The organism is Lentihominibacter faecis, assembly GCF_014306095.1.
Taxonomy (GTDB): domain Bacteria; phylum Bacillota; class Clostridia; order Peptostreptococcales; family Anaerovoracaceae; genus Lentihominibacter; species Lentihominibacter faecis.
Genome location: NZ_JACRWC010000062.1, coordinates 1 through 25,119 on the forward strand (window position 1 = coordinate 1; position 25,119 = coordinate 25,119).

General features: G+C 45.5%; 20 protein-coding genes and 1 pseudogene. 18 read left to right on the top strand and 3 right to left on the bottom strand.

Annotated features, from left to right (window positions below; genetic code table 11):
* Positions 1 to 67 precede the first annotated feature (67 nt).
* From H8876_RS04965 to H8876_RS04980, 4 genes are all read left to right on the top strand, one after another.
* Positions 68 to 1,681: a recombinase family protein gene (locus tag H8876_RS04965; protein WP_009273379.1), complete on the top strand. Its 1,614-nt coding sequence runs from the start codon at positions 68 to 70 to the stop codon at positions 1,679 to 1,681.
* Between the two features lie 300 nt (positions 1,682 to 1,981).
* A complete protein-coding gene (locus tag H8876_RS04970; protein WP_249286792.1) occupies positions 1,982 to 2,827 on the top strand; it encodes an HAD hydrolase-like protein in 846 nt (281 codons plus the stop codon).
* A 161-nt stretch (positions 2,828 to 2,988) separates the two neighbouring features.
* The gene (locus tag H8876_RS04975; protein WP_249286793.1) at positions 2,989 to 4,320 is read left to right on the top strand and encodes an MFS transporter; all 1,332 of its coding nucleotides are present in this window, start codon (positions 2,989 to 2,991) and stop codon (positions 4,318 to 4,320) included.
* Between the two features lie 81 nt (positions 4,321 to 4,401).
* Positions 4,402 to 5,529, top strand: a complete 1,128-nt coding sequence (locus tag H8876_RS04980) for a 2-aminoethylphosphonate aminotransferase (protein WP_177264640.1) — start codon at positions 4,402 to 4,404, stop codon at positions 5,527 to 5,529.
* Between the two features lie 595 nt (positions 5,530 to 6,124).
* Here H8876_RS04980 and H8876_RS04985 read toward each other — a convergent pair.
* Complete coding sequence (locus tag H8876_RS04985) at positions 6,125 to 6,844, bottom strand: response regulator transcription factor (RefSeq protein ID WP_249286794.1); 720 nt, start codon at positions 6,842 to 6,844, stop codon at positions 6,125 to 6,127.
* 77 nt (positions 6,845 to 6,921) lie between these two features.
* Positions 6,922 to 7,044: pseudogene (locus H8876_RS10315) on the bottom strand (hypothetical protein); the annotation flags it as partial.
* Between the two features lie 371 nt (positions 7,045 to 7,415).
* Between H8876_RS10315 and rsxC the strand changes: the two are divergent.
* Genes rsxC through H8876_RS05015 form a run of 6 tightly spaced genes read left to right on the top strand, consistent with a single transcriptional unit; the run spans position 7,416 to position 12,476 of the window.
* Complete coding sequence (gene rsxC / locus H8876_RS04990; protein ID WP_249286795.1) at positions 7,416 to 8,735, top strand: electron transport complex subunit RsxC; 1,320 nt, start codon at positions 7,416 to 7,418, stop codon at positions 8,733 to 8,735.
* Positions 8,735 to 9,733, top strand: a complete 999-nt coding sequence (locus tag H8876_RS04995) for an RnfABCDGE type electron transport complex subunit D (protein WP_249286796.1) — start codon at positions 8,735 to 8,737, stop codon at positions 9,731 to 9,733. The genes rsxC and H8876_RS04995 overlap by 1 nt, the downstream gene beginning before the upstream one ends.
* Position 9,734: 1 nt before the next feature.
* Complete coding sequence (locus H8876_RS05000; protein ID WP_249286797.1) at positions 9,735 to 10,286, top strand: RnfABCDGE type electron transport complex subunit G; 552 nt, start codon at positions 9,735 to 9,737, stop codon at positions 10,284 to 10,286.
* Positions 10,286 to 10,966: an electron transport complex subunit RsxE gene (gene rsxE, locus H8876_RS05005; RefSeq protein ID WP_249286798.1), complete on the top strand. Its 681-nt coding sequence runs from the start codon at positions 10,286 to 10,288 to the stop codon at positions 10,964 to 10,966. Before H8876_RS05000 ends, rsxE begins: the two co-directional genes overlap by 1 nt.
* Entirely contained in the window at positions 10,966 to 11,559 is a 594-nt protein-coding gene (locus H8876_RS05010) for an electron transport complex protein RnfA (protein ID WP_249286799.1), read from the top strand. Before rsxE ends, H8876_RS05010 begins: the two co-directional genes overlap by 1 nt.
* Positions 11,560 to 11,573: 14 nt before the next feature.
* Complete coding sequence (locus tag H8876_RS05015; protein ID WP_249286800.1) at positions 11,574 to 12,476, top strand: RnfABCDGE type electron transport complex subunit B; 903 nt, start codon at positions 11,574 to 11,576, stop codon at positions 12,474 to 12,476.
* A 466-nt stretch (positions 12,477 to 12,942) separates the two neighbouring features.
* Here the strand turns inward: H8876_RS05015 and H8876_RS05020 are convergent, their stop codons facing one another.
* Complete coding sequence (locus H8876_RS05020; RefSeq protein ID WP_249286801.1) at positions 12,943 to 13,671, bottom strand: hypothetical protein; 729 nt, start codon at positions 13,669 to 13,671, stop codon at positions 12,943 to 12,945.
* A gap of 345 nt (positions 13,672 to 14,016) precedes the next feature.
* Between H8876_RS05020 and H8876_RS05025 the strand changes: the two genes are divergently transcribed.
* The 8 genes from H8876_RS05025 (at position 14,017) to H8876_RS05060 (ending at position 24,306) form a co-directional block, all read left to right on the top strand.
* Positions 14,017 to 15,339, top strand: coding sequence for a CalY family protein (locus H8876_RS05025; protein WP_249286802.1), 1,323 nt, complete (start codon positions 14,017 to 14,019; stop codon positions 15,337 to 15,339).
* 40 nt (positions 15,340 to 15,379) lie between these two features.
* Positions 15,380 to 16,507 carry a signal peptidase I gene (locus H8876_RS05030; RefSeq protein WP_249286803.1) on the top strand — a complete coding sequence of 376 codons (1,128 nt, stop codon included), beginning with the start codon at positions 15,380 to 15,382 and terminating at the stop codon, positions 16,505 to 16,507.
* 55 nt (positions 16,508 to 16,562) lie between these two features.
* Positions 16,563 to 17,780: a SipW-dependent-type signal peptide-containing protein gene (locus tag H8876_RS05035; protein ID WP_249286804.1), complete on the top strand. Its 1,218-nt coding sequence runs from the start codon at positions 16,563 to 16,565 to the stop codon at positions 17,778 to 17,780.
* 197 nt (positions 17,781 to 17,977) lie between these two features.
* A complete protein-coding gene (locus tag H8876_RS05040) occupies positions 17,978 to 19,150 on the top strand; it encodes a SipW-dependent-type signal peptide-containing protein (RefSeq protein WP_249286805.1) in 1,173 nt (390 codons plus the stop codon).
* Positions 19,151 to 19,338: 188 nt separating this feature from the next.
* Positions 19,339 to 20,574 (top strand): SipW-dependent-type signal peptide-containing protein, encoded by a 1,236-nt coding sequence (locus H8876_RS05045; protein ID WP_249286806.1) that lies wholly within the window; start codon positions 19,339 to 19,341, stop codon positions 20,572 to 20,574.
* A gap of 161 nt (positions 20,575 to 20,735) precedes the next feature.
* On the top strand, positions 20,736 to 22,016 hold the full coding sequence (locus H8876_RS05050) for a SipW-dependent-type signal peptide-containing protein (RefSeq protein ID WP_249286807.1): 1,281 nt from the start codon (positions 20,736 to 20,738) through the stop codon (positions 22,014 to 22,016).
* A gap of 130 nt (positions 22,017 to 22,146) precedes the next feature.
* Complete coding sequence (locus tag H8876_RS05055) at positions 22,147 to 23,571, top strand: SipW-dependent-type signal peptide-containing protein (RefSeq protein ID WP_249286808.1); 1,425 nt, start codon at positions 22,147 to 22,149, stop codon at positions 23,569 to 23,571.
* 18 nt (positions 23,572 to 23,589) lie between these two features.
* Positions 23,590 to 24,306: a hypothetical protein gene (locus H8876_RS05060; RefSeq protein WP_249286809.1), complete on the top strand. Its 717-nt coding sequence runs from the start codon at positions 23,590 to 23,592 to the stop codon at positions 24,304 to 24,306.
* The last annotated feature ends 813 nt before the right edge of the window (positions 24,307 to 25,119 follow it).

A 25,119-nucleotide genomic window follows, 5' to 3' on the forward strand; every position in this document is an offset into this window, starting at 1 on the left:
CGTGTTATACTTTACTTGCAAGCAGGTATTGTAAACACGGGTTAGTTATAAAGGAGGATAACTGACAATGAAACAACAGATTTACAATACTGCACTTTATCTTAGGTTAAGCCGAGATGATGAATTACAGGGCGAAAGTTCCAGCATTACCACACAAAGAAGTATGTTGCGTCTATATGCAAAAGAACATCATTTGAATGTGATTGATGAATATATTGATGACGGCTGGTCGGGAACAAATTTTGAAAGACCGAGTTTCCAGAGAATGATTGAAGATATAGAGGCAGGAAAAATCAACTGTGTTGTAACGAAAGACCTTTCCCGACTTGGCAGAAATTATATTATGACAGGACAATATACAGAATTGTATTTTCCCAGCCATAATGTCCGTTACATAGCGATTGACGACGGTGTAGACAGCGAAAAAGGCGAAAGTGAGATTGCACCATTTAAAAATATCATTAATGAATGGGTGGCAAGAGATACAAGCCGTAAAGTGAAATCGGCATTTAAGACAAAATTTGCAGAGGGTGCGTATTATGGGGCTTATGCTCCGTTAGGATATAAGAAACACCCCGACATCAAAGGAAAACTGCTGGTTGATGAGGAAACAAAATGGATTGTTGAAAAAATCTTCTCCCTAGCCTATCAAGGTTACGGTAGTGCAAAAATCACAAAGGTACTGCGAGAAGAAAAAGTTCCGACAGCGTCTTGGCTGAATTTCACAAGGTACGGTACTTTTGCACACATCTTTGAGGGAAAGCCCGAAAGCAAGCGTTATGAGTGGACGATTGCTCATGTCAAGGCAATCTTAAAAAGTGAAGTCTATATCGGAAACAGCGTTCATAATCGACAATCAACAGTTTCATTCAAGAGCAAGAAAAAAGTGCGTAAGCCCGAAAGTGAATGGTTTCGAGTAGAAAATACCCATGAACCGATTATTGACAAGGAAGTGTTCTATCGTGTGCAGGAACAGATAAAATCAAGGCGTAGACAGACAAAGGAAAAAGCAACGCCGATATTTGCAGGGCTTGTCAAGTGTGCGGATTGTGGCTGGTCTATGCGGTTTGCGACAAATAAGGCAAATAAAACGCCATACAGTTATTATGCTTGCAGTTACTACGGGCAGTTTGGCAAAGGTACTTGTTCTATGCACTATATCCGTTATGATGTGTTGTATCAAGCCGTATTGGAACGATTGCAGTATTGGGCTAAGGCAGTACAGCAGGACGAAGAAAAGGTGTTGAATAAGATACAAAAGGCTGGCAATGCAGAGCGAATACGGGAAAAGAAGAAAAAGGCAAGTGCCTTGAAGAAAGCCGAGAACCGACAAAATGAGATTGACCGCTTGTTTGCGAAAATGTACGAAGATAGAGCCTGTGAGAAGATAACGGAACGAAACTTCATCATGCTGTCGGGGAAATATCAGAAAGAACAGATAGAACTGGAACAGCAGATAACCAACCTAAGAGAAGAATTAAGTAAAATGGAACAGGATATGATAGGTGCTGAAAGGTGGATTGAGTTAATCAAGGAGTATTCCGTACCAAAGGAACTGACAGCACCGTTATTAAATGCAATGATAGAAAAAATCCTTATTCACGAAGCAACAACGAATGAGGAGAACGAAAGAATACAGGAAATAGAGATATATTACCGATTTATTGGAAAAGTAGACTGATAAAGAGGGTTCATATCTTTAACTAAGGGAAACTGGGTGATCATTTCCGGAACAGGAAGCGGGATGATATAAGAATTATAGTGGAGAAGGAAGCAGGCTTTGTGTGAGATTGACCTGCTTTTTTTATACAATCAGTATCTTTAACATATCTTTAGACTTTCTTTATGGAATGTGAAGCAGGGCTTGAATATGCCTTTAGGCAGAGCTGTTATAGTAGAACCATCAAGAAAACCTGAGTGAATTATCCAGATCGAATCAAATAAATCGAAATTTCTGGAAGGATGAAAAGGAGGAATAAAAATGTATAACAGAACCTACACAGGAAAAATCAAGTTAGCGGTACTCGACACTGCAGGAACTTTCTGCGACGGCCCTGGAGATTTGAGAGCAAGATGGCCGAAAGATGACCTTAGAGGCTGTAAAGCTCCGGTAATTCCTTTCTACGAAGCTCTGCAGCAGTTTGGAATCGAATGTGACTGGGCTGAAATCAGAAAGCCAATGGGTAACTTCAAGCCGACTCACCTGAGAATGCTGCTGAACCTGCCGGAAATTTCCGCACAGTGGGAAGAAAAGTATGGACGTCATTGGAACGAAGACGATTTTGATGCTGTACTGGCTGCTTTCCGTCCGCTGATGTCCAAGTACATCGTTGACGAAGACCTGGCAAGACCGGTAAAAGGCGCAGAAGAATGTATCAACAAGCTGAGAGAAGCCGGAATCCTGGTTGGATGCGACACTGGATACTATGAAGAAGATTCCATGGCACTGAACAAAGTTCTGGAAGATAAATTCGGAATGAAGTTTGATGTGGTGACCAATTCTGAAAAGGTTCCGGGCAGACCAACACCGTTCATGGTATATGACTGCATGCTGAGTGCTTACGAAATCACAAAAGAACCGATACCTTGTGAAGCAGTAGTTAAGATCGATGATACAGCTCCGGGTATGATTTGCGGAAACAATGCAGGTGCATGGACTATCGGTCTCTATGCTTCCGGTTCCAACAATTATGATCAGCTGGCAGCTTCCAAGCCAGACTTCTTAGTACCAGACGTATCTTATGTACCGGAAATCATCTTCGGTCAGATTGAACCAAGACTTAGAAGAGGTGAAAAACCGGGACAGGGATTAATCGAAACGATTTAAGGCATCCTACGATAAAAAATCAGGCGATGCGTGATGCTTATCTGGAACGAAAATGATATACACGATTTGATGGAAAGGGACACCCGTAGGCGAAAAATACAGGGTGTCTCTCGTCCTATAAATACGATATATCGAAATAAGAGAGAAAAGGAGGGAGTTCTATGAATGATGACAATGGTCAAAAAAATGTAAAGATGCTGGGTTATACGCCGGAACAGTATAAGTTATTTACCAAGAATGCATGGATCGTGTTGCTGGCTTTCTCAGTGCTGTACTGTATGTTGTACTGTGGAAGACAGAACATCAATTATATCATGCCAGCCATGATGCAGGAGGAAGGCTGGACAGAACTGGATCTGGGGATTCTGGCATCAGTACTGTTCTGGACTTATGGGCTTGGACATTTATTTAATGGCAGACTAGGTGAAATTTTCGGTGTAAATAAGTTTATCGTAGCAGGAATGTTCCTGTCAGCGATCGCAAATTTGCTGATCGGTTTTCAGTCAAGCCTTGTTATCATAGCGATTCTTTGGGGATTTAATGGCTATTTCCAGTCTATGCTCTGGTCGCCGGGAATGGCGCTACTGGCAAACTGGTGGCCGGGACACAGAAGAGGCTTTGCGACAGGTCTGGCAAACGGATTTTCGGGACTTGGTCAGGTATGTGCGGCCTTGGCGGTATCACTATCTATTATCATTCTGCCTGGCTTTGGATGGAAAGCGGGATTTATCATTCCGGCTGCTATCATGATCCTCACGGGAATCATTTACCTGTTCTTTATCAAAGACAGTCCGAAGAAGATTGGACTGAAAGACTATGTGGATCCGGATGCTGTGAAAATGGAAAAGGATGAGGAACTACGAGAGCTGGTTTCTCAGAAGGGTAAGCTGTATCCGTACATACATTTGTTCAAACAGTGGAGATTTGACTGCTGGCTGTTGATTATTGCCAGCTCCAGTATTGCAAGATACGGGCTGCTTACATGGATCCCGACGTACTATGTACAGAACTTTGGCGTTGACATTAAAGAGGGAGCACTGGGGACGATTCTGTTACCTCTGGGGATGGCATTTGGAACATTTATCATTCCTACGATATCAGATAAATATTTCTCAGAAAACAGACTGCCGATGGTTATCATTTGTGCAGCGGCTGCGGGACTGACAGTATTTATCTTCCGGGGAATCGATCCGGGGCCTATCGCTGGCATGCTGTTGTTCAGTGCTGGATTCTTCATCTATGGAATCAACGGTATTGTTTGGGCGTATGCTATCGATGTTGGTGGAAGAGTATTCGCTGGAACGGCTGCGGGGATTCTGGACTGCTTTGCATACCTTGGAGCAGCAGTGCAGGCGATCATTTTCGGAAGCGTATTGACAAGTACTGGAAACTGGACTTTAGTGTTCACCGCTATCGTAGGTGTTTGCGCTGGAATGATCCTGCTCTCCATTATTGCAGGATGGGGTCTGAATAAGAAGAAAGACATTGTATAGCCGATAGGAGGGGCGGCGTGAAATACGCCGCCTACAGGCATAAAAGTGTAATGTATTTTTTAGTAGAAAAGGAGGAGCAAAATGGAATATCCTAAAGTAAAAAGAAACGTACTGTTAAACCCAGGTCCGGCTACAACAACTGATACCGTTAAATACGCACAGGTGGTTCCTGATATCTGTCCGAGAGAAAAAGAATTCGGCGATATCATGAAGAAGATGGGAGAAGACCTGGTTAAGATCGTTCACGGTGACCTCAACAAGTACACTGCAGTACTGTTCACGGGATCTGGCACGATCAACATCGACGCTTGTGTAAACTCTCTGGTACCGGAAGGAAAGAAGATCCTTGTTCTCAATAATGGAGCATATTCCGGAAGAGCTGCGGAAGTGGCGGAATATTATCATATGGATCATGTAAACCTGAAACTGCCGATCACAGAACCGATCGATGTTGATAAGGCAGAAGAAGCGATCAAAGCTGACCCGGACATCGCTGTGGTATACTGCTGCCACCACGAAACGGGTACTGGTATTCTGAACCCGATCAGGGAAATCGGTGCTGTAGCTCATAAATACGGCAAGGTCATGGTTGTAGATACCACTTCCACATACGCTATGATTCCGATCGATATGGATAAAGATAATCTGGATTTTATCATGGCATCCGCTCAGAAGGGTCTTATGTCCATGACAGGGCTGTCCTATGTGATCGGTAATACAGAAATGATCGAAGCTTCCAAGGATTATCCGACCAGATCATACTACACGAACCTGTTCATGCAGTATGACTTCATCAAGAACAAGGGTGAAATGCATTTCACACCTCCGGTACAGACTATTTATGCTACCAGACAGGCAATCAAGGAGTACTGGGAAGAAGGCGAAGAAGGCAAGTGGGCTAGGCATCAGTCCGTATGGGAAGCGTTGTATAAGGGTCTTGACAAATTGGGATTCAAGACTATCATCCCACGTGAATTCCAGTCGAAGCTGGTGATCTCAGTTCTTTATCCGAATGATCCGAACTGGGATTTTACCAGAGTTCACGATTATCTATATGAAAGAGGATTCACGATTTATCCAGGAAAAGTTTCCGACTTGCCGACATTCCGTCTGTGTGCCTTGGGGATCATCGTACCTAAGGACATTGAAGACTTCTTCGAATGCTTGGAAACTGGCCTGAATGAGATGAACATCAAGGTTCAGTATTAAACACCTCGCCAGATAAAACAATGATATGCCAAGCAACATAAAACTCCTTTGAAGCAGAAGAACGGGGCTGACGCATTAACGATTTTAAATTGTTAATGCGTCAGCCCCGTTTTTCTAAAAGAAAGTTCATTCTTTTTCAGGTCCTTTGCAATACAATTCAACGATTCCATGTGCCCCTTGGAAAGTCTGCTGAGGTGGAACCCGTCAGCATTCATCCTAACTGCTTCGTAATTCAAGATTAACGATGAAACGCCTTCTAATTCATGCTCCTTACAAAGGCGTTCATCCTTATTTTGAGATATTGCGATTTCAGGATGAAAAGCCTTCTAAAGCTTTCCATTTTTTCATCCTGACTCGCACCAGATATATCACTGGATCAAAAAATCAAGATAATCTTCCGACAACAAGTCGTCTTCATTGCATGACACGTTAGAATACAGGCACTGCCTGCAAACCAAATCCGCATAAAAATATCTCCAACCATACAACTACGGCTGGAGATAGAAAAATTTTGTTTTTTATCTGTCTACTTGACAGTGAGCTGTTCAAAGGAGCAGCTCACACGTTAATGCGACAGCCCCGTTTGCTAATGCGTTTATTCTTTTGGAACTACCAGCTTATAGCCAACGCCTCGCACCGTATAAATGTACTGTGGTGCGCCAGGGACTGTTTCCAGCTTTTTTCTCAGGTTGCTGATATGCACCATGACAGTCCGGACATCCTCTTCAAGTCCGTATGTATTCCAGAGACTGTCGAAAATCTGGCGGCTGGTGAATACCCGGTTGGGATATTTACAAAAAAGCACCAGCATTTCGAATTCTTTAGCGGTCAAATGGATCGGAGTGCCGGAAACGACTGCGGTGTGCGCCGACAGATCGATCTGCAGATCACCGGCAGACAGCATGTTTCGTTCTTCCGTATATTCGTCACTTTGTGTACCGCCGGAAAGATTGCGGCGCCGCAGGTGTGCTTTGACGCGTGCTACCAGTTCAGCAGGGCTGAACGGTTTTGTGATATAGTCATCGCCCCCGATGGAAAGCCCCAGGACTTTGTCCATATCCTGATCACGGCAGCTGACAAAAAGGATCGGAACATCGCTTTGCTCCCGGATCCTGCCGCAGAGTTCGATCCCGGAAAGACCGGGCATGACCACATCTAAAAGGATGAGATCCGGTTTTTCCTTTTGAGCAAGCTCTGCAGCTTTGGTGCTTTCGGTGGTCCATACCACCTCGTAGCCTTCCCTGGAAAGATAGAGCTTGATCAGCTGTATGATCTCCATTTCGTTATCGACGACCATGATTTTATCCTGAGCCATTTGTAAAGATCCTTTCTGCTGCAATATGCATTTGATCGTGATGGCCTGACTGCAGCTCAGACGGCTTTGCTTCTACATTATATTTTAATCGAAAATCTGCGGAAACACAAGGAATCAGGCTTGTTTTTCGCGGTATTTTTGCAGCTGCAAAGCGGCATGCGCGCCGGAGGCTTTGCAGGAGAAAAAAGAGTGCCGCAAAGGGAAAGGACTGTTAAATTTCTGCTTAAATTTCAATAAAAAAGGCACTGAGTTGCGGACATTTTTCAGAATTCTTGTAAAATAGATGATGGAGGCAGATATGTACCGGAGAAAGAACAATGTTTTTGTAGATTTTTAAGATGGTTTGTGTTATAGTCTTAGACGTGAGAGACTGTTTTCCCCTTAGAAGACAGTCTCCTGCATAAAAAATAGTTGTTTTATCAAAAACTCTGTGTACTATTGTTTAAAATACTCCTCGTGACGTTATAAATTTGTCGTCATTACGCTACTGATTTGCGGTGTGACCGGCGGAAACCCGGGCCCTCAGTGCTAAATTTTTAACGATCGCAGGAAGGAAAGGAAGGTTTTGAAAATGGGACAGCAAGGTAAGCACCTGAACAGCATTAAAGTAAGTCACGAAAAGCATACTGCTGGATGTGCCACTGAAATAATGGCTATACCTGAAACTGTCTGTATTTCTATGTCTCAGCATATCGGAGCACCATGCAAGCCTCTCGTAAAGAAGGGCGACCAGGTGAAAGTGGGACAGCTGATCGGAGATACAGATGCGTTTGTAAGTGCCCCGATCCATTCAAGTGTATCCGGTACGGTAAAGGAGATCTCCACGATCCGTTCGGTAACAGGAGGGGATGATCAGGTAGTTATCATTGAGACAGATGGCAATCAGGATGTCTATGAAGAGATCAAGCCACCTGTAATCAATGATATGAAAGATTTTATTGCAGCAGTAAGAGCCAGCGGTCTTGTTGGTCTGGGCGGAGCTTCGTTCCCGACTCACATCAAGCTGAATCCTAAGAATCTGGAGGAAGTGGACACGCTGATTGTCAACGCTGCAGAATGTGAGCCGTTTATTACATCGGACCACAGACTGATGCTGGAGAACACGGAATACATCATCAAAGGTGCCGTGGCTATCATGAAGTATCTCGGCCTGAAGAAAGGCCACATCGGCGTGGAGGAAAACAAGCCGGATGCTATCGAAAAGCTCAGAAAGGTAATTGCAGACATGGGTCACTCCGGGGATATCGAAGTGAACGTTCTCAGAGCAAGATACCCGCAGGGCGCAGAACGAGTTATGATCTATGAGATCACGGGCAAGACGCTGAGGGCAGGAATGCTCCCGGCAGATGTAGGCGTGATCCTTTCCAATGTTACGACCATCGCATTTATCGGTCAGTATCTGGAAACAGGAAGACCGCTCACAACGAAGAGAGTGACGGTAGACGGCAATGCCGTTGCAGAACCGAAGAATATCATCGTTCCGATCGGTGCAAGGATCGCAGATGTTATCGCAGCATGTGGAGGATACAAGGCTGAGCCTAAGAAGATCCTCATGGGCGGACCTATGATGGGACGTGCTGTGTACTCGGATGCATTCCCGATCATCAAGAACAATAATGCCATTCTGGCCTTTGACGGACCGCAGGCACTGATCCCGGAAGAAACCGGCTGCATCAAGTGCGGAAGATGCCACGGAGCATGTCCGTTCGAGCTCCTGCCGGTATCCATCGCAGAAGCTTATGAAAACAAGGATGTAGAAAGACTGCAGGCGTTAGAGGTAATGCAGTGCATGGAATGCGGAAGCTGTTCCTATATCTGTCCTGCGAGAAGACCTCTGGCTTTCATCAATAAGATGTCAAAGGGATTTTTAAAGGAGGCGACAAGTAAATAATGGATAACAAGTATCATGAGAAACTGATCGTATCATCGTCTCCGCATATGGTGACAAAGACAGATACGAGCAAGATTATGGGAACAGTGCTTATCGCACTTCTGCCGGCATTTGCAGTCGGTATCTATCAGTTCGGATTCCGCGTAGTGACGCTGACGGCCGTGTTCGTAGCATCCTGCGTACTGTTCGAATATCTGTATAACAAAATCGCGAAAAAACCGCAGACTGTCGGCGACCTCAGTGCAGTTCTTACCGGTGTGCTGCTGGCATTCAACTGCCCGTCCAGCCTGCCTTATGAAATTGCCATCGTAGGTTCTTTTGCAGCGATCGTTGTGATCAAGCAGCTCTTTGGCGGTATCGGTCAGAACCTGGTAAACCCTGCGGTAACTGCCAGAGTATTCATGTTCATCGCGTTCGCTACACCGATGACTTCCTGGCCGACTCCGAGAGGCGGACACGCGACAGGTGCTGTTGTGGATGCTACGACTTCCGCAACTCCGCTGGGCGTACTTTCTCACGGAAGCTTTGCAGACGTGTACAATGACGGATTCACCAAGATGGATCTTTTCCTCGGAAACGTAGGAGGATGTATCGGTGAAGTCAGCGCGCTGGCGATCCTCATCGGCGGTCTGTTCCTGATCTGGAAAAAAGTCATCTCCCCGATCATCCCTGTTACGTTTATCGCAACAGTATTCGTGCTGGGCTTAATCTGGGGCGGATTTGACGGCGCTCTGTTCCACATCCTGGCCGGCGGCCTGATGCTGGGCGCATTCTTCTGTGCTACAGACTATGTAACATCCCCGACACTGCCTCTGGGCAAGGTGATCTTCGGTATCGGATGTGGTCTGTTCACTATGCTCATTCGTATTTTCGCATCTTATCCGGAAGGTGTTTCATTCGCGATCCTGCTGATGAATATCCTGACTCCGTACATAGATAAGATCTGTGAAAAGAGAATGTACAAACTGCCGAAAAAAGCGAAGGAGGGAGAGAAATAAAATGAAAAACAATAATTTTAAAGAAAATTTCATCCCTGCTATCGTACTGGTCTGCATTTGTCTGGTAGTCAGCCTGGCACTTGCAGCAACATACAACGTAGCAAATCCGACCATCATCGCCAATCAGCAGAAATCCGCTGATGAAGCGAGAATGGAAGTTCTTCCGGACGGCGACAGCTTTACAGAATACGACGGCAAGCTGGTAAACGGCGTAGATGACTGCTACATCGCAGACAACAAGGCCGGCATGGCTGTGACTGCTGAATACAAGGGATTCGGCGGTGCTGTTAAAGTTATGATCGGTATCGACGCCAACGGCGAAATCACTGGTGTGAAGGTAACGGAACACTCCGAAACTCCGGGTCTTGGTACGAAAGCTGCAGATCCTGGATATCTGAAACAGTATCAGGGCGTTTCGGAAGCAACGGCTGGTCATATTAACGATGACCCAAACATTGACGCAGTAACAGGTGCGACAATCACATCCAACGCTGTATATGGCTCTGTTGTCGAAGCACTGGCGCAGTTTAAAGAATGCGGAGGTGTGAAATAATGAATAAATTAAGTATCTTAACGAAAGGTATTATTAAGGAAAACCCCGTACTGGTCCTGCTGCTGGGATGCTGTCCGACTCTGGCAACGACCACAGGAGCGATCAACGGACTGGGCATGGGCGTTTCCACACTGGCGGTACTGGTGTGCTCCAATATCGTAATTTCCTTATTGAAGAATATTATTCCGGATAAAGTAAGAATCCCGTGCTACATCGTAGTAATCGCCGGATTCGTAACCATCGTTCAGCTCCTGCTGAAGGCTTATCTGCCTGCACTGGACGCTGCGCTTGGTCTCTTTATCCCGCTGATCGTAGTAAACTGTATCATCTTGGGAAGAGCGGAAATGTTCGCATCCAAGAACAGCGTTCTGGACTCCGCATTAGACGGACTGGGCATGGGTATCGGTTTTACGCTGGCTCTGGGCATCATGGGTCTCATCAGAGAATTCCTGGGCTCCGGTACTGCGTTTGACATTCCGATCTATGCCAACACAGGCGTGGAACCGGCTGGTATCTTCATGCTGGCTCCGGGCGGATTCTTCGTATTCGCTATCCTGATCGCTGCAATCAACTACTTCAGCAAGGGCAAGGCAATCAAGAAGAAGGAAATCGGTTGTGAAGGATGCGCGATGGCAGACTCCTGCGGTGGCGCATGCGATGGAAAGGAGGCTGACGCATAATGACAGCTATTTTATCGATTATGCTTGCGGTCATTCTGACCAACAACTATGTATTAGCTCAGTTCCTGGGTATCTGTCCGTTCCTGGGCGTATCCAAGAAGCTGGACTCCGCAGTAGGTATGGGTGTTGCGGTAACATTCGTAATGCTGCTGGCAACGGCTGTGACCTGGCCGATTCAGATGTACGTTCTCAACACGTTCAACATCGGCTATCTGCAGACGCTGGTATTCATTCTGGTTATCGCATCTCTGGTACAGCTGGTTGAGATGACGCTGAAGAAATATATGCCTCCGCTCTACAATTCGCTGGGCGTATTCCTGCCGCTGATCACGACTAACTGTGCAGTGCTGGGTGTTACGATCCAGAATATCACAGATGGATATAACTACGTGGAATCCCTGTTCTGTGCTATCGGCGCAGGCATCGGCTTCCTGCTGGCAATGGTACTGTTCGCAGGAATGAGAGAGAAGCTGGAAAACTGCAAAGGTATTCCGGAATGCTTCCAGGGAATTCCTATCACACTGATCTCTGCATCGATCCTGTCCATGGCATTCATGGCATTCTCCGGTGTAGTTGACGGAATATTTGGTTAGGAGGTAAGGATAAGATGGGAACAATAGTATTACCTGCTCTTATTGTAGCAGCAGTTGGTCTGATCGCCGGTATCATCCTGACTATCGCAGCAAAGCTGATGTTCGTTCCGGTGGACGAACGTGTGGCTGCCATTGAAGAAGTGCTCCCGGGTGCCAACTGCGGTGCCTGCGGATTCGCAGGATGCTCTGATTATGCCAAGGCTCTGGGAAATGATGCTGATGTCAGCACATCTCTCTGCCCGGTAGGCGGTGCGGCTGTAGCATCTCAGATCGCTGAGATCATGGGTGTTGCAGGCGGAGATGTAGATCCTAAGATCGCCATGGTTATGTGTAAAGGTACGCTGGAGGCAACGAGACAGATCGAAGAGCTGGATCGTATCCACTCCTGCAAGTCTGCCAAGATGTTCTACGGCGGAAACTGGGCATGCCCTTATGGCTGTCTGGGAATGGGAGACTGCGCAGATGTCTGCCAGTTTGACGCGATCCGCATTGTTGACGGTGTTGCTCAGATCGACAGAGAAAAGTGTGTTGGCTGTGAAGCCTGCATGAAGGTCTGCCCGAACCACATCATCCAGATGGTGGGCAAGAAGAATCTGTTTGTCGTTGCATGCCAGTCCAAGGCGAAGGGTGCACAGACGAGAAAGGCATGTACAGCTGGTTGTATCGGCTGCATGAAGTGTCAGAAGATCTGTAAGTTCGAAGCTGTTACAGTGGAAAACAACCTGGCAACGATTGACTACGACAAGTGTAAGAACTGCGGTATGTGCGCGAAGGAATGCCCGACTGGTGCGATCCTCAGCTTCCGCAAGAAAAAAGCCCCTGCCAAGAAGCCGGCTGCTCCTAAGGCAGAAGCTCCGGCTGCAGAAGCTCCTAAGGCTGACGCTCCGGCAGAAGAAACAAAGAACACAGAAGCGTAAAAACTCATATATATTGAGCTGCGACCCCGGCGGAAATCCGCCGGGGTTTTTGTGATATGACGAGCAGGTCGGCGAATGTCTAATCCCGATTTCTGCTGCCGGCACGTTTTTATGGTTTTTTGATAGGATTCGCATAATCTCCATAGTTCCGACAGGCCTGATCTGACAGATATTTACATTTAAGTTTAATAATGCCACATAGAATCATCTAAAGGCAGGTTCCTTTGCCCAGTATTCCCAGAATCACCTCGAATTACACGGATCTGGAGAACCGAGCGTGACCGCTGGATCAAAACCAGTCCGGTTGAGTCTTTGCAATACATAAAATTATGGATTTATCACCAAAATCAAGCCGAAAAGCTAAATTCCAAAATATGTATGCTCGTACAGACGCAGTATTTAAATACAACATACAAATACGATCCTTAGAAGCAGCCTGCAAACGCGATCCGCAGAAGCAACTTTTCTATATCGCACGTGGCAGAATAAAAAACTCGATAATTTCACGCAAAATCTGTGGATCACGTATATCCTCCTCAAATGTGCAGATGAGATTGCGCCACTGCCGCCAGCCGTTTTTGCGGTAATCCTCATACGTGTCTATCAGTCCGAAATGTTCCCAGATTATAATACTGCCATCACGACAGTGAATCGTAAAATCCGCATAATAAAAATAGCCCTCCACTCGCCGGTCATAATCATAATCCAGTCCGTATTCCTCCAGCATATCGCCGATGCTCCGCTCGGATTTCGATCGGACCACCTCGCCGCCGTTGGTCACATAGAGAAGATGTTCCGGGTGAGATGTATTTTTATCATAATCATGCGTAACCCGCTTCTTGTAAAAATACTGCCGTGGAAGCTGGCGGACCCTGAGAGGGATTCTTTGGAGGATCGCATCTAAACTGTAAGATTCGCATACGGACAGCGTTTTCTTGATCTGTGCAAGATTGTTCTGTATGATTTTTCGCTCTTCCATCAAATACCGCTTTCGTGCCAGCTTTCTCACCAGCTCCGGATTCCGGGTGATCCCGCGCCGTTTTGACTGTCCCCGCTGATAGTAATAAGTCCGGTTTTTCATCTGCAAAGCTTCCAGCCGTCCCGGCGGTAACGATTTCAGTTCGCTTCGTATTTTTTGAAGTCGTTCGGCGTGCTCCCGTTCCGACTGTTGCAGCAAAGCCTTTAAATCTCTCATTTCATAACCTCCTGCCCTTGTTGCAAATACCATATACTGGAAAATATTCCCTGTCAAGCCTATCTTATGCAAAATCATATTCTCGTCACCATAACTTCCACAAAATGACATATTATTTCAATGCTGGTTGTTATGGATTTATCACAAAAATCAAGCTGAAAAGTCAAATCCCAAAATAGGGATCCGCAGAATGCCCCCGTAAATAGAACTAAAATGCGAAACATAAAAGACACTCAATTCAACTTGACTTATAAGGGGGAGGGCGTGTAGAATATAACTGTAATTTCAAAATAGGGGAATTTTATACTGAAGATGTTTTGGGGCATCGTTAGGACATGAGTAACCATGAAAAAGAATGAAGCTAACAATATACAATATTCCAGATCTGCTAAGATCATGAAACGCATCATATGGATGCTTTGCATCCTGCTGGTTTTAAACGGCGCAGGACTGGCGATCGTTTCGGCTGCACCGCAGGATGACAGCCCTTCGCTGGAACTTTATAAAAACCATGCGAAGGACAATGAACCGTTCCAGGTCAGCAACATGGTGCCGGGAGACAAAGTGTCCCAGGATTTTACTGTACGGATCCATCATAAGGATCAGGTCACACTGTACTTTAAAGGTCTGATCACAAAGCAGAGTAAAGATCTGGGCGATGTCCTGCAGGTACGCGTTACGGATAAAAATTCCGGCAAGATCATCTGTCAGGGCACATTCAATACGATCAACAATAAAGAATACTCCCAGGAAATCGCCCAGTCAGGCAACGGACAGACTGATGTGACATATCAGGTGGATGCATGGCTTGACACCAGTGTAGGAAATGCATATCAAAAGGCATTTTTAGATGCAGATTTCCAGTGGTACGTCAAGGATGACGGCAATACAGAACCGACACAGCCATCGGATAATCCGACGACTCCGACCGATCCAACCAAACCGAGCCAGTCTGGTGGCAGCAGCGGATCAGGATCTCATGGCGGACTGACAGCCAGGACAGGAGATACAGCGCACATCGTTCTATGGTGCGTCTTTGCAATCTGCGCACTGGCTATCATCATCCTTCTCATCAAATCCCGCAGAGACAAGAAACTGGCAGGAGAAGATCTGGATGACTCTGATTCCGAAACACATAAGAAGCTCCGCAGAAGTATGTTCATCGCTGTTTTACTGGCACTGATGCTGGGCGTGACCACCTTTGCACTGATCACATCCATGGTAGAAGTAAAAGATAACCACTTTGACACTGGCGTCGTGAAGATCAATCTCAACGACGGTAAACCGGTGATCAGCGAAGACGAATACCTCTTCGAACCGGGCATGCGCGTAGTGAAGGACTTCTTCATAGAAAATGAAGGATCCATCGACGCTTACTATAAGATTTATCTGGAAGATGTGAAGGGCGACCTGGCAGATGTGCTGCAGCTGACGATTCGCGAGAAAGGAACTGACAAAATCCTGTATCAGGGAACTGCAAAGGAACTGACCCGGGGTTCTGCTGCAGTAGACGAGGCTGTACTGTCGGCCGGGGAGCGCAAGGATCTGACTATCCGTTTCTACTTCCCGAAAGAGCGGGGAAACGAAGCGCAGGACAAGACCTTATCTTTCAAAATGGGAGCAACAGCTACCCAGGTACGGAATAATCCGGATCACAGTTTTGAGTAAGACATAAAGCATATCATTCAACGAAGGAGACCTCTTTTCAATGAAAAAAGCGTGGAATATTATCAGGAAAATCATCGTGTGGGCGATCGTCGTGTTTTCGCTGGGAATGATGGCATTCACCATTATTTCCGTCACGACATTTGACCGGGCAGACCGCAGCGTATTTGGCTACAGTGCATTCATCGTACTGTCGGATTCCATGAAAGCTACGGATTTTGACGCCGGTGATCTGGTTATCATCAAACAGACCGATCCAAGCACGCTGAAGGAAGGCGACATCATTTCATTCCAGTCGCCGGACGAATCCAATTATGGAGAAATCGTGACTCATAAAATCCGTGAAGTCACAACGGATGACGAAGGGCATCCGGGATTCATCACTTACGGAACGACGACCGATTCCAATGACCAGGGAATCGTAACCTATAATCTGGTGATCGGTAAATATCAGGGACATATTCCTAAAGTCGGGACATTCTTCAACTTCCTGAAGTCAGTTCCGGGATACTTCATCTGTATCTTCACTCCGTTCTTTATATTGATCCTTGTTCAGGCGCGCAACAGCATCAAACTGTTCCGCAAATACAAGAAGGAACAGATGGAAGAGATCCAGGCAGAAAAGAAATCCCTGGAAGAAGAGCGGGTTCGCTCGCAGGAGATGATGGAACAGCTGATGCGGATGCAGCAGGCAATGGAGAAAAACGGCGGACAGCTTCCGCCGGAATATCTGGCACAGATGCAGGCAGCTCAATCTGCAAAGCCTCCGGCTGACGCTCCGGATCATGCAAAGACTCCGGCTGACGTTCCGAAAGCTGCGCCGCAGCCAGTGTCACATGAAGCAACGATGCCTCAGCAGCCGATACAGCCGCAGTATGCAGCAACTCAGCAGCATACAGCACCGGTAAAGCCGAAAGCACCGACACGACCGGTACAGCCGCAGCAGGTTCGACCGGAAACTCCGGTGCAGTCGACACAGTATCGATCGCAACAGCCTGCACCGCAGAGGCCAAAGCCATCGCAGTCAGCACCGCAGCAGGCACGTCCGGCACAAAGACCGGTACAGCCGCAGCCACAGTCAAGCCCTGCACCTCGCGCTCACGACAGCGCAGGCTTTGATATTAGAACTATTGTTGGAGAAGCCAATGACTCCGAAGATAGACAGAAATAGAAACAGGCTTTAGGTATTATAAATCATATCATCATTTGCGAGAAAGGAAAAGACTATGAACGAAAGCACGAAAACGAAAAAAGCGCTCCGCGGCAGTCTGTTCGCATTGTTCTTATGCATCGTACTGCTGATCGGAACAACATTCGCCTGGTTCACGGACACTGCAAGCACAGGCGTGAACAAGATTCAGGCAGGAAATCTGAAGGTAGATATTGTAGATGCAACAAATACTGCAAAATCTCTTAAAGGAGATACGCTGAAGTTTACAGATGTAAATAATTCTACAGATATCCTTTGGGAACCGGGAGTAACCTTTAATACACCAGCATTTAAAATCAAGAACGCAGGTAATCTTGCCCTGAAATATAAGCTGACACTGAATGGAGTTACTGGTGACCAGGAATTGCTTGATGCAATTACGTTCTCGGTTGTTGATGAAAATGGAAAGGCAGTTAATCTTGATACCTTCGAAGGAAAACTCGCAAAAGAAGGAATGAGTGGTGCTCTCTACATTCAGGGACACATGGACGAAGCAGCTGGTAATGAGTGTCAGGGTAAATCTCTTGAAAGTTTGAGTCTGACAGTTGTTGCAACGCAGGATACAGTAGAAAACGACAGCTTTGGTCCGGATTACGACAAGAATGCAACCTATCCGGTAGCTTCCGCTTCCGAGCTGAAAACTGCACTTAACAATGGTGGCACGATTTCTGTAACGAAAGATATTAAAACAAACAACAGTGAAGATAGCGCTGTTGCTCGTATGGTCATCTCCAATCCGACTACACTGAACCTGGATAAGAAGATCATCAGCCCGGATAATATGGGGAACAACAGTAAAAATTTCGTAGCACTTTATGTAGAGGCAAATACGACGATCAACGCAACAAAAAATGGTGGTATTGATACTGGCAATAACGGTGGATATGGCATTAATGTTATGAATGGTGCAACATTGACGATAAACGGTGGATACTACTACGGTGGCGGTACTGCTGTTCAGGTGCAGGAGGGTACGCTAATTATTAATGATGGAACTTTTGCTTGCGAACCTTATGACAATCCGACATATGGGTACAATTTCCAGATAAATTGTATTGATAGCGCATATAAAAATGGTGCGGCAAAAGTTATCATTAAGGGTGGTACTTTCATCAACTTCGATCCGTCGAACAATACTGCAGAGGGTGCAGGTACGAACTTTGTAGCAGACGGCTACAAAGTAGTACCCGAAACTCATGGAACCGACACTTATTACAAAGTTGTAAAGAAATAATTAATTAAACGAACAACACACCTTTTAATTTTCATTTCTCCGCTCACCACCCGGTGAGCGGAGATCAAAGGGCATGGATCGCCATGATGGCAGAGTGCGTGTCCTTTGATCTCCGAGAAGGAGAAGCTCCTCTCCACGAAAATTTTTGGGGAGGGGGGTACAACGTACATCATTATAAAATATGGAGGAGCAAAACTATGAACGAAAGCACGAAAACGAAAAAAGCACTCCGCGGCAGTCTCTTTGCATTATTTTTATGCATCATACTGCTGATCGGAACAACATTCGCCTGGTTCACAGATACAGCAAGCACAGGCGTGAACAAGATCCAGGCAGGAAATCTGGATGTGGAACTGGAATACAGTACAGATTGTTCCACTTGGAAGACTGCAAATCAGAATACTCAGATGTTTAATGACAACACACTTTGGGAGCCGGGGCACACAGAGGTTGTATATCTCCGTGTGAAGAATGCTGGAAATCTGGCACTGAAATACAATATAGCTACAAACTCTTATGATATGGAAAGAGGAAAAAATGCTGCGGGTGATTTGTTCTATATTGATCAATATCTGAAGATCGGTACCGTGCAGACGGATACTGCTTTTGCAAACCGTGAAGCAGCGATTGCAGCAATCGCTGATACAGAGAAGACAATAGCAAAAGAAACTCCGATCAGTAATGATTGGACTGTTTTGAAGGCTGGCGAAAAGAGTGCACCAACTGCGGTTGTTCTCTATATGCCGACTACAGTTGGTAATGAAGCGAACAATGTTCAGTCTTGGCGTAAGCCTTCACTGAAAGGACTCGGACTGGTTGTAAATGCAACTCAGGCAACTGTGGAATCTGATAGCTTCAATAATACATATGATGAAAACGCTGCAACGACGCTTTCAACAGTAAGTTACAGTTCTGGACAGCATAATATTACTGGAAAAATTCAGGCAAATGGCAGTTTTGGTGCAGTTCAGGCTGAGGGAACAGCTCAGTTTACCATAGATGCTGACGTCTATGCTGTGTACAATAATGGCGGTGCCATGGCTGTTGAAGCTGGTGGAACCAGTAGGGTTATCATCAATGGAGGAGACTTCCGTCAGGTAGGAGTACCGAAGGATGATCCTGTATGCGATTTGATTTATGCAACGAATAGTGCGACTATCGAGATTAAGGGTGGAACTTTTAAAGCCGTTACACCTGCCAATACTCTCAATGTTAAGGACACAGATAGAGGTAGTGCGAAAATTATCGTTAAGGGCGGATCTTTCTATAAATTCGATCCATCGAAAGATAATCCTGGAGAGATTACAATTCCTGACGGCTACAAAGTAGTAAAGGACGGCGACTGGTATAAAGTCGTTGCTAATAACTAATTTCAAACAACACACCTTTTAATTTTCATTTCTCTGCTCGCCGTCTGGTGAGCGGAGATCAAAGGACATGGATCGCCATGATGGCAGAGTGCGTGTCCTTTGATCTCCGAGAAGGAGAAGCTCCTCTTCTCGAAAATATTCGGGAGGGGGTACAACGTACGTCATTATAAAATATGGAGGAGCGAACTATGAACGAAAGCACGAAAACCAAAAAAGCACTCCGTGGCAGTCTCTTTGCATTATTTTTATGCATCGTGCTGCTCATCGGAACGACCTTCGCTTGGTTTACAGATACAGCGAGCACAGGCGTGAATAACATCCAGGCAGGGAACCTGAAGGTGGATTTACAGATGAAAGATGCCAATGGTAGTTGGGTATCTGCTGAGGGTAAAACGATTGATTTTGTAAAAGCTTCAGGACATGAAAATGAAGCGATTCTCTGGGAACCGGGATGTACTTATGAATTGCCGGTACTCCGCGTTGTCAATAAGGGGAATCTGGCATTGAAGTATAAGATCAAGATAAATGGTATCCAGGGAGATGAAAAGTTAAATGAAGTCATCAATTGGACTATCAGCGATGTTGCCCTTGATACAGATCACAGTCTTGCAGCAGGCGCAACTTCAGAGGATCTTACAATTAAAGGTCATATGCAGGAATCAGCAGGCAATGAATATCAGGGACTGTCGATCGATGGTATTAGCATTACAATATACGCAACTCAGGATACGGTAGAAAGCGACAGTTTTGGTAATACATACGATGCGAATGCTGGTTATCCAGTTACGAAGTATTCCAATATGAAGAAAGCTTTTGCTGATGGTGGATCGATTGCAATCAATGATAACATCACTGCAGATGAGTCGAAAACAGCAGCAGCGGATCGTGTAACTGTCAAAGCTCCAACGACGTTATATTTAGGTGCTATGTATACTGTGCCGGGAAGCTTGGAAGATTCTAATAACTGGGCAGCATTGTATGTGAATAAAGACCTGACGATCAATGCCTCTAGCAAGGGAGGAATCAATTGCCTGGATAAAACAGAGGCAAGTGCATCTTATATAGGTGGTCCATATGTTGCACACATTAAGGGTGAAGATATCACGGTCACTGTCAATGGAGGAAAATACTATGGAGGCGGTACGATTTTCAATGTTGAGAAGGGAACGTTGATCGTAAATGATGGCTTCTTCCAAGTTGCACCTGATGTTGATACGAAAGATTACAGATACACATTAAATTGTATTGATGGGAATTATAAAAATGGAACTGCAAAAATCATTGTTAAAGGTGGTACTTATGTAAACTTTGACCCGTCTAACAATGGTGCAGAAGGTTCAGGAACAAACTTCGTAGCAGATGGTTACAAGGTAGTCTCCGAACCCCACGGATCTGACACTTGGTACAAAGTTGTTGCAGAATAGAAACGATTAGAAAATCTAAGATTGATATACTCAGCTCACCGTCCGGTGAGTAGGAAGTAAAGGATATGTTATCAGACTGTATAATGATAGGTACTGTGTCCTTTACTTTCCGATGGAAATGGGTATTGAATTAGAAAATTTAAGCAGAAAGGAAGAAGCAAATGAACGAGAGCACAAAAACGAAAAAAGCACTCCGTGGCAGTCTCTTTGCATTATTCTTATGCATCGTGCTGCTGATCGGAACGACCTTTGCCTGGTTCACAGATACCGCGAGCACAGGCGTGAACAAGATCCAGTCAGGGAATTTGAAGGTGGATTTAGAAGTTGCCACTGCATGGGATGATAATGGGACTGTTACAAAGTGGGAATCTGCAAAGGATAAGACACTGGATTTCAAGAAAGCAAAGGGTGCTGAAGAAGATCAGATCCTTTGGGAACCTGGATGTAGATATAAACTTCCAGAAATCAGGATTGTTAATAAAGGTAATTTAGCATTGAAGTATCGTCTTAAGATTGATGGAATCAAAGGTGATGCAAAGTTGAATGAAGTCATCGACTGGACGATTGGTGATAATACGATTGATGAAGAAAAAGTTCTGAATGCTGGAAAGAATTCTGAGCCAATGACAATTCAGGGACACATGCAGGAATCCGCAGGCAATGAATATCAGGGACTGTCGATCGATGGTATCAGCATTACAGTATATGCAACGCAGGCTTCGGTAGAAAGTGACAGCTTTGGTCCGGAATATGATCAGAATGCGGCTTACACTATTTCTGCCAAGGATGCAAACGGTCTGACAAAGGCTATCAAGGATGCCAAGGCAGGAGATACGATCACATTTGATGAAAATGTTGCAATCACACCGGTTGTTGAAGACACTACTGAACAGACACTGGTTCCTCAGACGGTTCTGAACAAATCAGCAACATTGAATTTAGCTGGCAAGAAATTGACTGTGGATGGAGCGGCTGCAGATTATGGGAAGGCATCTCCACTTATCATGAATGTTGATGGTGCAGATACAAATGTAACTATTGAAGGTGATGGTGAAATCAATTGTGAGGCAGGTAATAACCAGGTTTACGGAATCAACATTACAAATGGTGCAAGCTTAACCATAAAAGATGGCAAATACTATGGTGCAATGACAGCAATTCAGGTACAGAAAGGCTCACTGACAATTAAGGGTGGATTCTTTGATATGGCACCTACATGTAAAGCTCAGGTTCCTCAGTATGCGAAGTATGTTGTAAATGCGATTGATTCAGCATATAAAGACGGTACCGCTAAAATTTCCATTACAGGTGGAACGTTTGTAAACTTTGATCCATCGGCTAATCCGGAAGGCACAGGAACAAGCTATGTAGCAGACGGTTACAAAGTTACTTCTGAGAAGCAGTCTAATGGAGATACTTGGTACACAGTAGTAAAAAAATAAAATCGACAGCAATATAGAATTTTAATTTTTCATGTTTCCACCCGCCTTTTGGCGGGCGGAAATCAAAGGGTACAGAGAATAATATTGTGTGCCTTTTGATTTCTGAAAACAGACAGAAGGAGATTCTGATATGAAGCGGAGCAGTACAACGAAAAAAGCTCTTTTTATAAGTACGTGTGCGCTGTTGTTCAGCATGTTGATGATGGCTGGAAGTACTTTCGCATGGTTCACCGACAGCGTCAGCAGCGGCACTAACACGATCATGACCGGCAAACTGGACGTGCAGCTTTTGCATACAAATCAGTATGTGACAACTGCGGAGGAAGTGGGGCAGAATACGTTACTGTTTACGGATAAAGAAGGAAAATCCATAGACTGGGAGCCGGGTGCAGTGGCGTATGAAAATTTCACCGTAAAAAACAGTGGGGATCTGGCGCTGAACTACAGACTGGCACTGGACCTCAACAATGCCAACACCATTGCAGGAACAACCAAGTCATTAAAAGATGTATTGAAAGTCAAGGTTCTGGATCATGAAGTAACTTCAGAAGATGTGAAAGAACAGGCTTTGAAGAATGCAGAGGACTTTGTATCAGTAACAGATGGACAGATCAGCATCCCGACACAGGCAAAGGATCCTGCGGAGCAGAAACTTTTGCAGAAAGGATCTGAAGGAGATTCTAGTAAAACTTACGGAGTCATCGTTTACTGGCAGCCGGATCCGGAAAAGGATTATGAGTATAACCTCTCCAACTATCCGGACAAGAACGCTGCAGGGAAGCCGATCGATAAGACGAGTGACGGTAAGACGGAGCTTTCCATTGATTTGGGCGTAAGCCTGGGAGCTACGCAGGCACCTGAAGAATCCGACAGCAATGGAAGCGATTATGATAAAAATGCTATTTACCCGGTATCCAATAAGGGTGAGCTGGAAAAGGCGTTACAGACCGCAGAGAAAGGTGATGTGGTCGAATTGACCGGAAATATTACATTGACTGCGCCGCTGCCGATAACGAAGGATGTAACGATCCGAAGTGTTGGTGGTGCTGCGATTTCCGGCGAGGCTTTTGAGGTCAGCTCGTCTGCCGATGTGACTTTGCAGGGCGTGACTTTTAAAGCACCGAGAACATCGGACAACCAGGGCGTCAGTCTGAAGGCTTCTGAATACGCGGGCAAACTGATCTTACAGGATTGTACCTTTGAGGAGCCGCAGTGGAGCAGCGTGGTCGTTACGGCGACGGCGTCTGCGGATATCACGATCAAGGGCTGTACCTTTGATGCAAAGTCATCAGCAGGGCATAAGGATGATTCGACTGGTTCCTCTGCGTTGACTAAGGGCGCTCATCAGGTTATGAAGATAACGGGTGAGTCAGGAACGAAGCTAGCTTTGACGGGAAATACGTTTACTGGATTAAAAGAGTGTCATGCTTCGTCATCGGTAGTTGTCAGCGGGATTTCAGCGAATGGAATGACCTGTGAGAAAAATACTGCAGACGAAACAGCGAAAATCAGCATTGCGAATAACGGCAGCCTGAAAGGCTTTGCAAAAAAATAACGAGAGGACGTGTTACTGTTGAAAAGACGACAGAACAATTTCATAAAAGGCGAGGCGGCGGCAGAGTCTTCTGTCTGGAAGATGTTGCTCCCATCGGTTTTGGGGATCATCGTTTGTACCATCTGCCTTGCAGGCATGACCTGGGCGTGGTTCACCAGTGGGGTGCAGTCTCAGTCGACTATCAGTGCAAAAGAGTATTCGCTGAATGAGACGATTACTGTACAGAACGCCAAATCAGGGGCTCCTGAAAAATCGTCTGACGGAAATTATACATTGGCTGAAAACACCACGTATGTTGTCAAGCTGAAACCGAGTGTGACTCCGAAAAGCGGTGGATACTGCATGCTGAAAATCACTCCTGCAGACGGAAGTGAAGCGGTGTATTATACGCAGCCATTGAAAGCCACACATGAGGTTAGTTTTACGATTTCCAATGGAGATGGAGCTGCGACTTGCCAGTTGATCGCGGCATGGGGCGCGCCGGATGTATCGAAAACGGTAAACAAAAAGCTGATTGTCTCCGGTGATACGATCGAAATTAACGGCGGTGCACCGGCAGTGTCTACGGAACAGCCAGTGCAGGATCAGGGAAATTCCGATTCTGCTAAGCCTTCTGCGAATTCCAATGGGGGAAAAGACTCTACCGATTCAAACGCCTCTACGAACGGAGATCAAAAAGATACAGGGGATTCTACGACGACCCAGAAAAACGATCAGGAAACGACTGGAGAATAAAAGTGCTGATTTTCGGTGTTTTTTATTCAAACCGGAAACGGAATTCCAGTAAATTACAATTGGCGCTAGGAACTGGTTGATTTATAATAAATCAACCAGAAAAACGGTAATTATGGCCATTGAAATCACAAAAAATCCGAGGAGCTCCATTCCTCGGATTTTTATTTTTTGATACCATAGGCCGGGAACGCTCCGGCATGTTTTTATGATTTTATCGCAGTATATTGGGGAGAAATCATAGTGACGGGAGAGGAAGCAGAGCAGGAGAACGGATCAAGAACTTATAGAAGAGTATATCACAAGCAGATATTCCATTGTATTGCAGCAGAGGGTAAATCTGGGTGAAAAAATCAAGCTTTCCACTGGGAAATACTAGCAAACAGGTAAGAAAGAGAACCATAGGAAGCTATTTCAGGGCAAAGAAAGCGCTTGAATCAGATGAACTATGATTTTGATGAGCGAATATTAAACAAAAAGTGGAATTGCAATATATGGAACAAAGCTGATTCGAGAAAGGATGAAAATCTGGAAATTATTAGGATGATTTTCATCCGAAATTGCGATCCGCCTAAAATAAGGATGATTAGATAAAAAACCATCACCTAAAACAGGGCGATTCATCCTTATTCCCAGTCCTCGCACAAATAAGGATGAAACGTCCTCAAATCGCAGCTCATGGACTGGAAACGCCCTCAAACCGCAGCGCCCGAGTCTGGATGAAACTATACCCGCGGCAGCCTTTGCAGGATCAGCCAGGAGATAATGCCGATGGCTGCGCCGCTGGCGACGCCGGAGAAGATAAGCACCGGGACT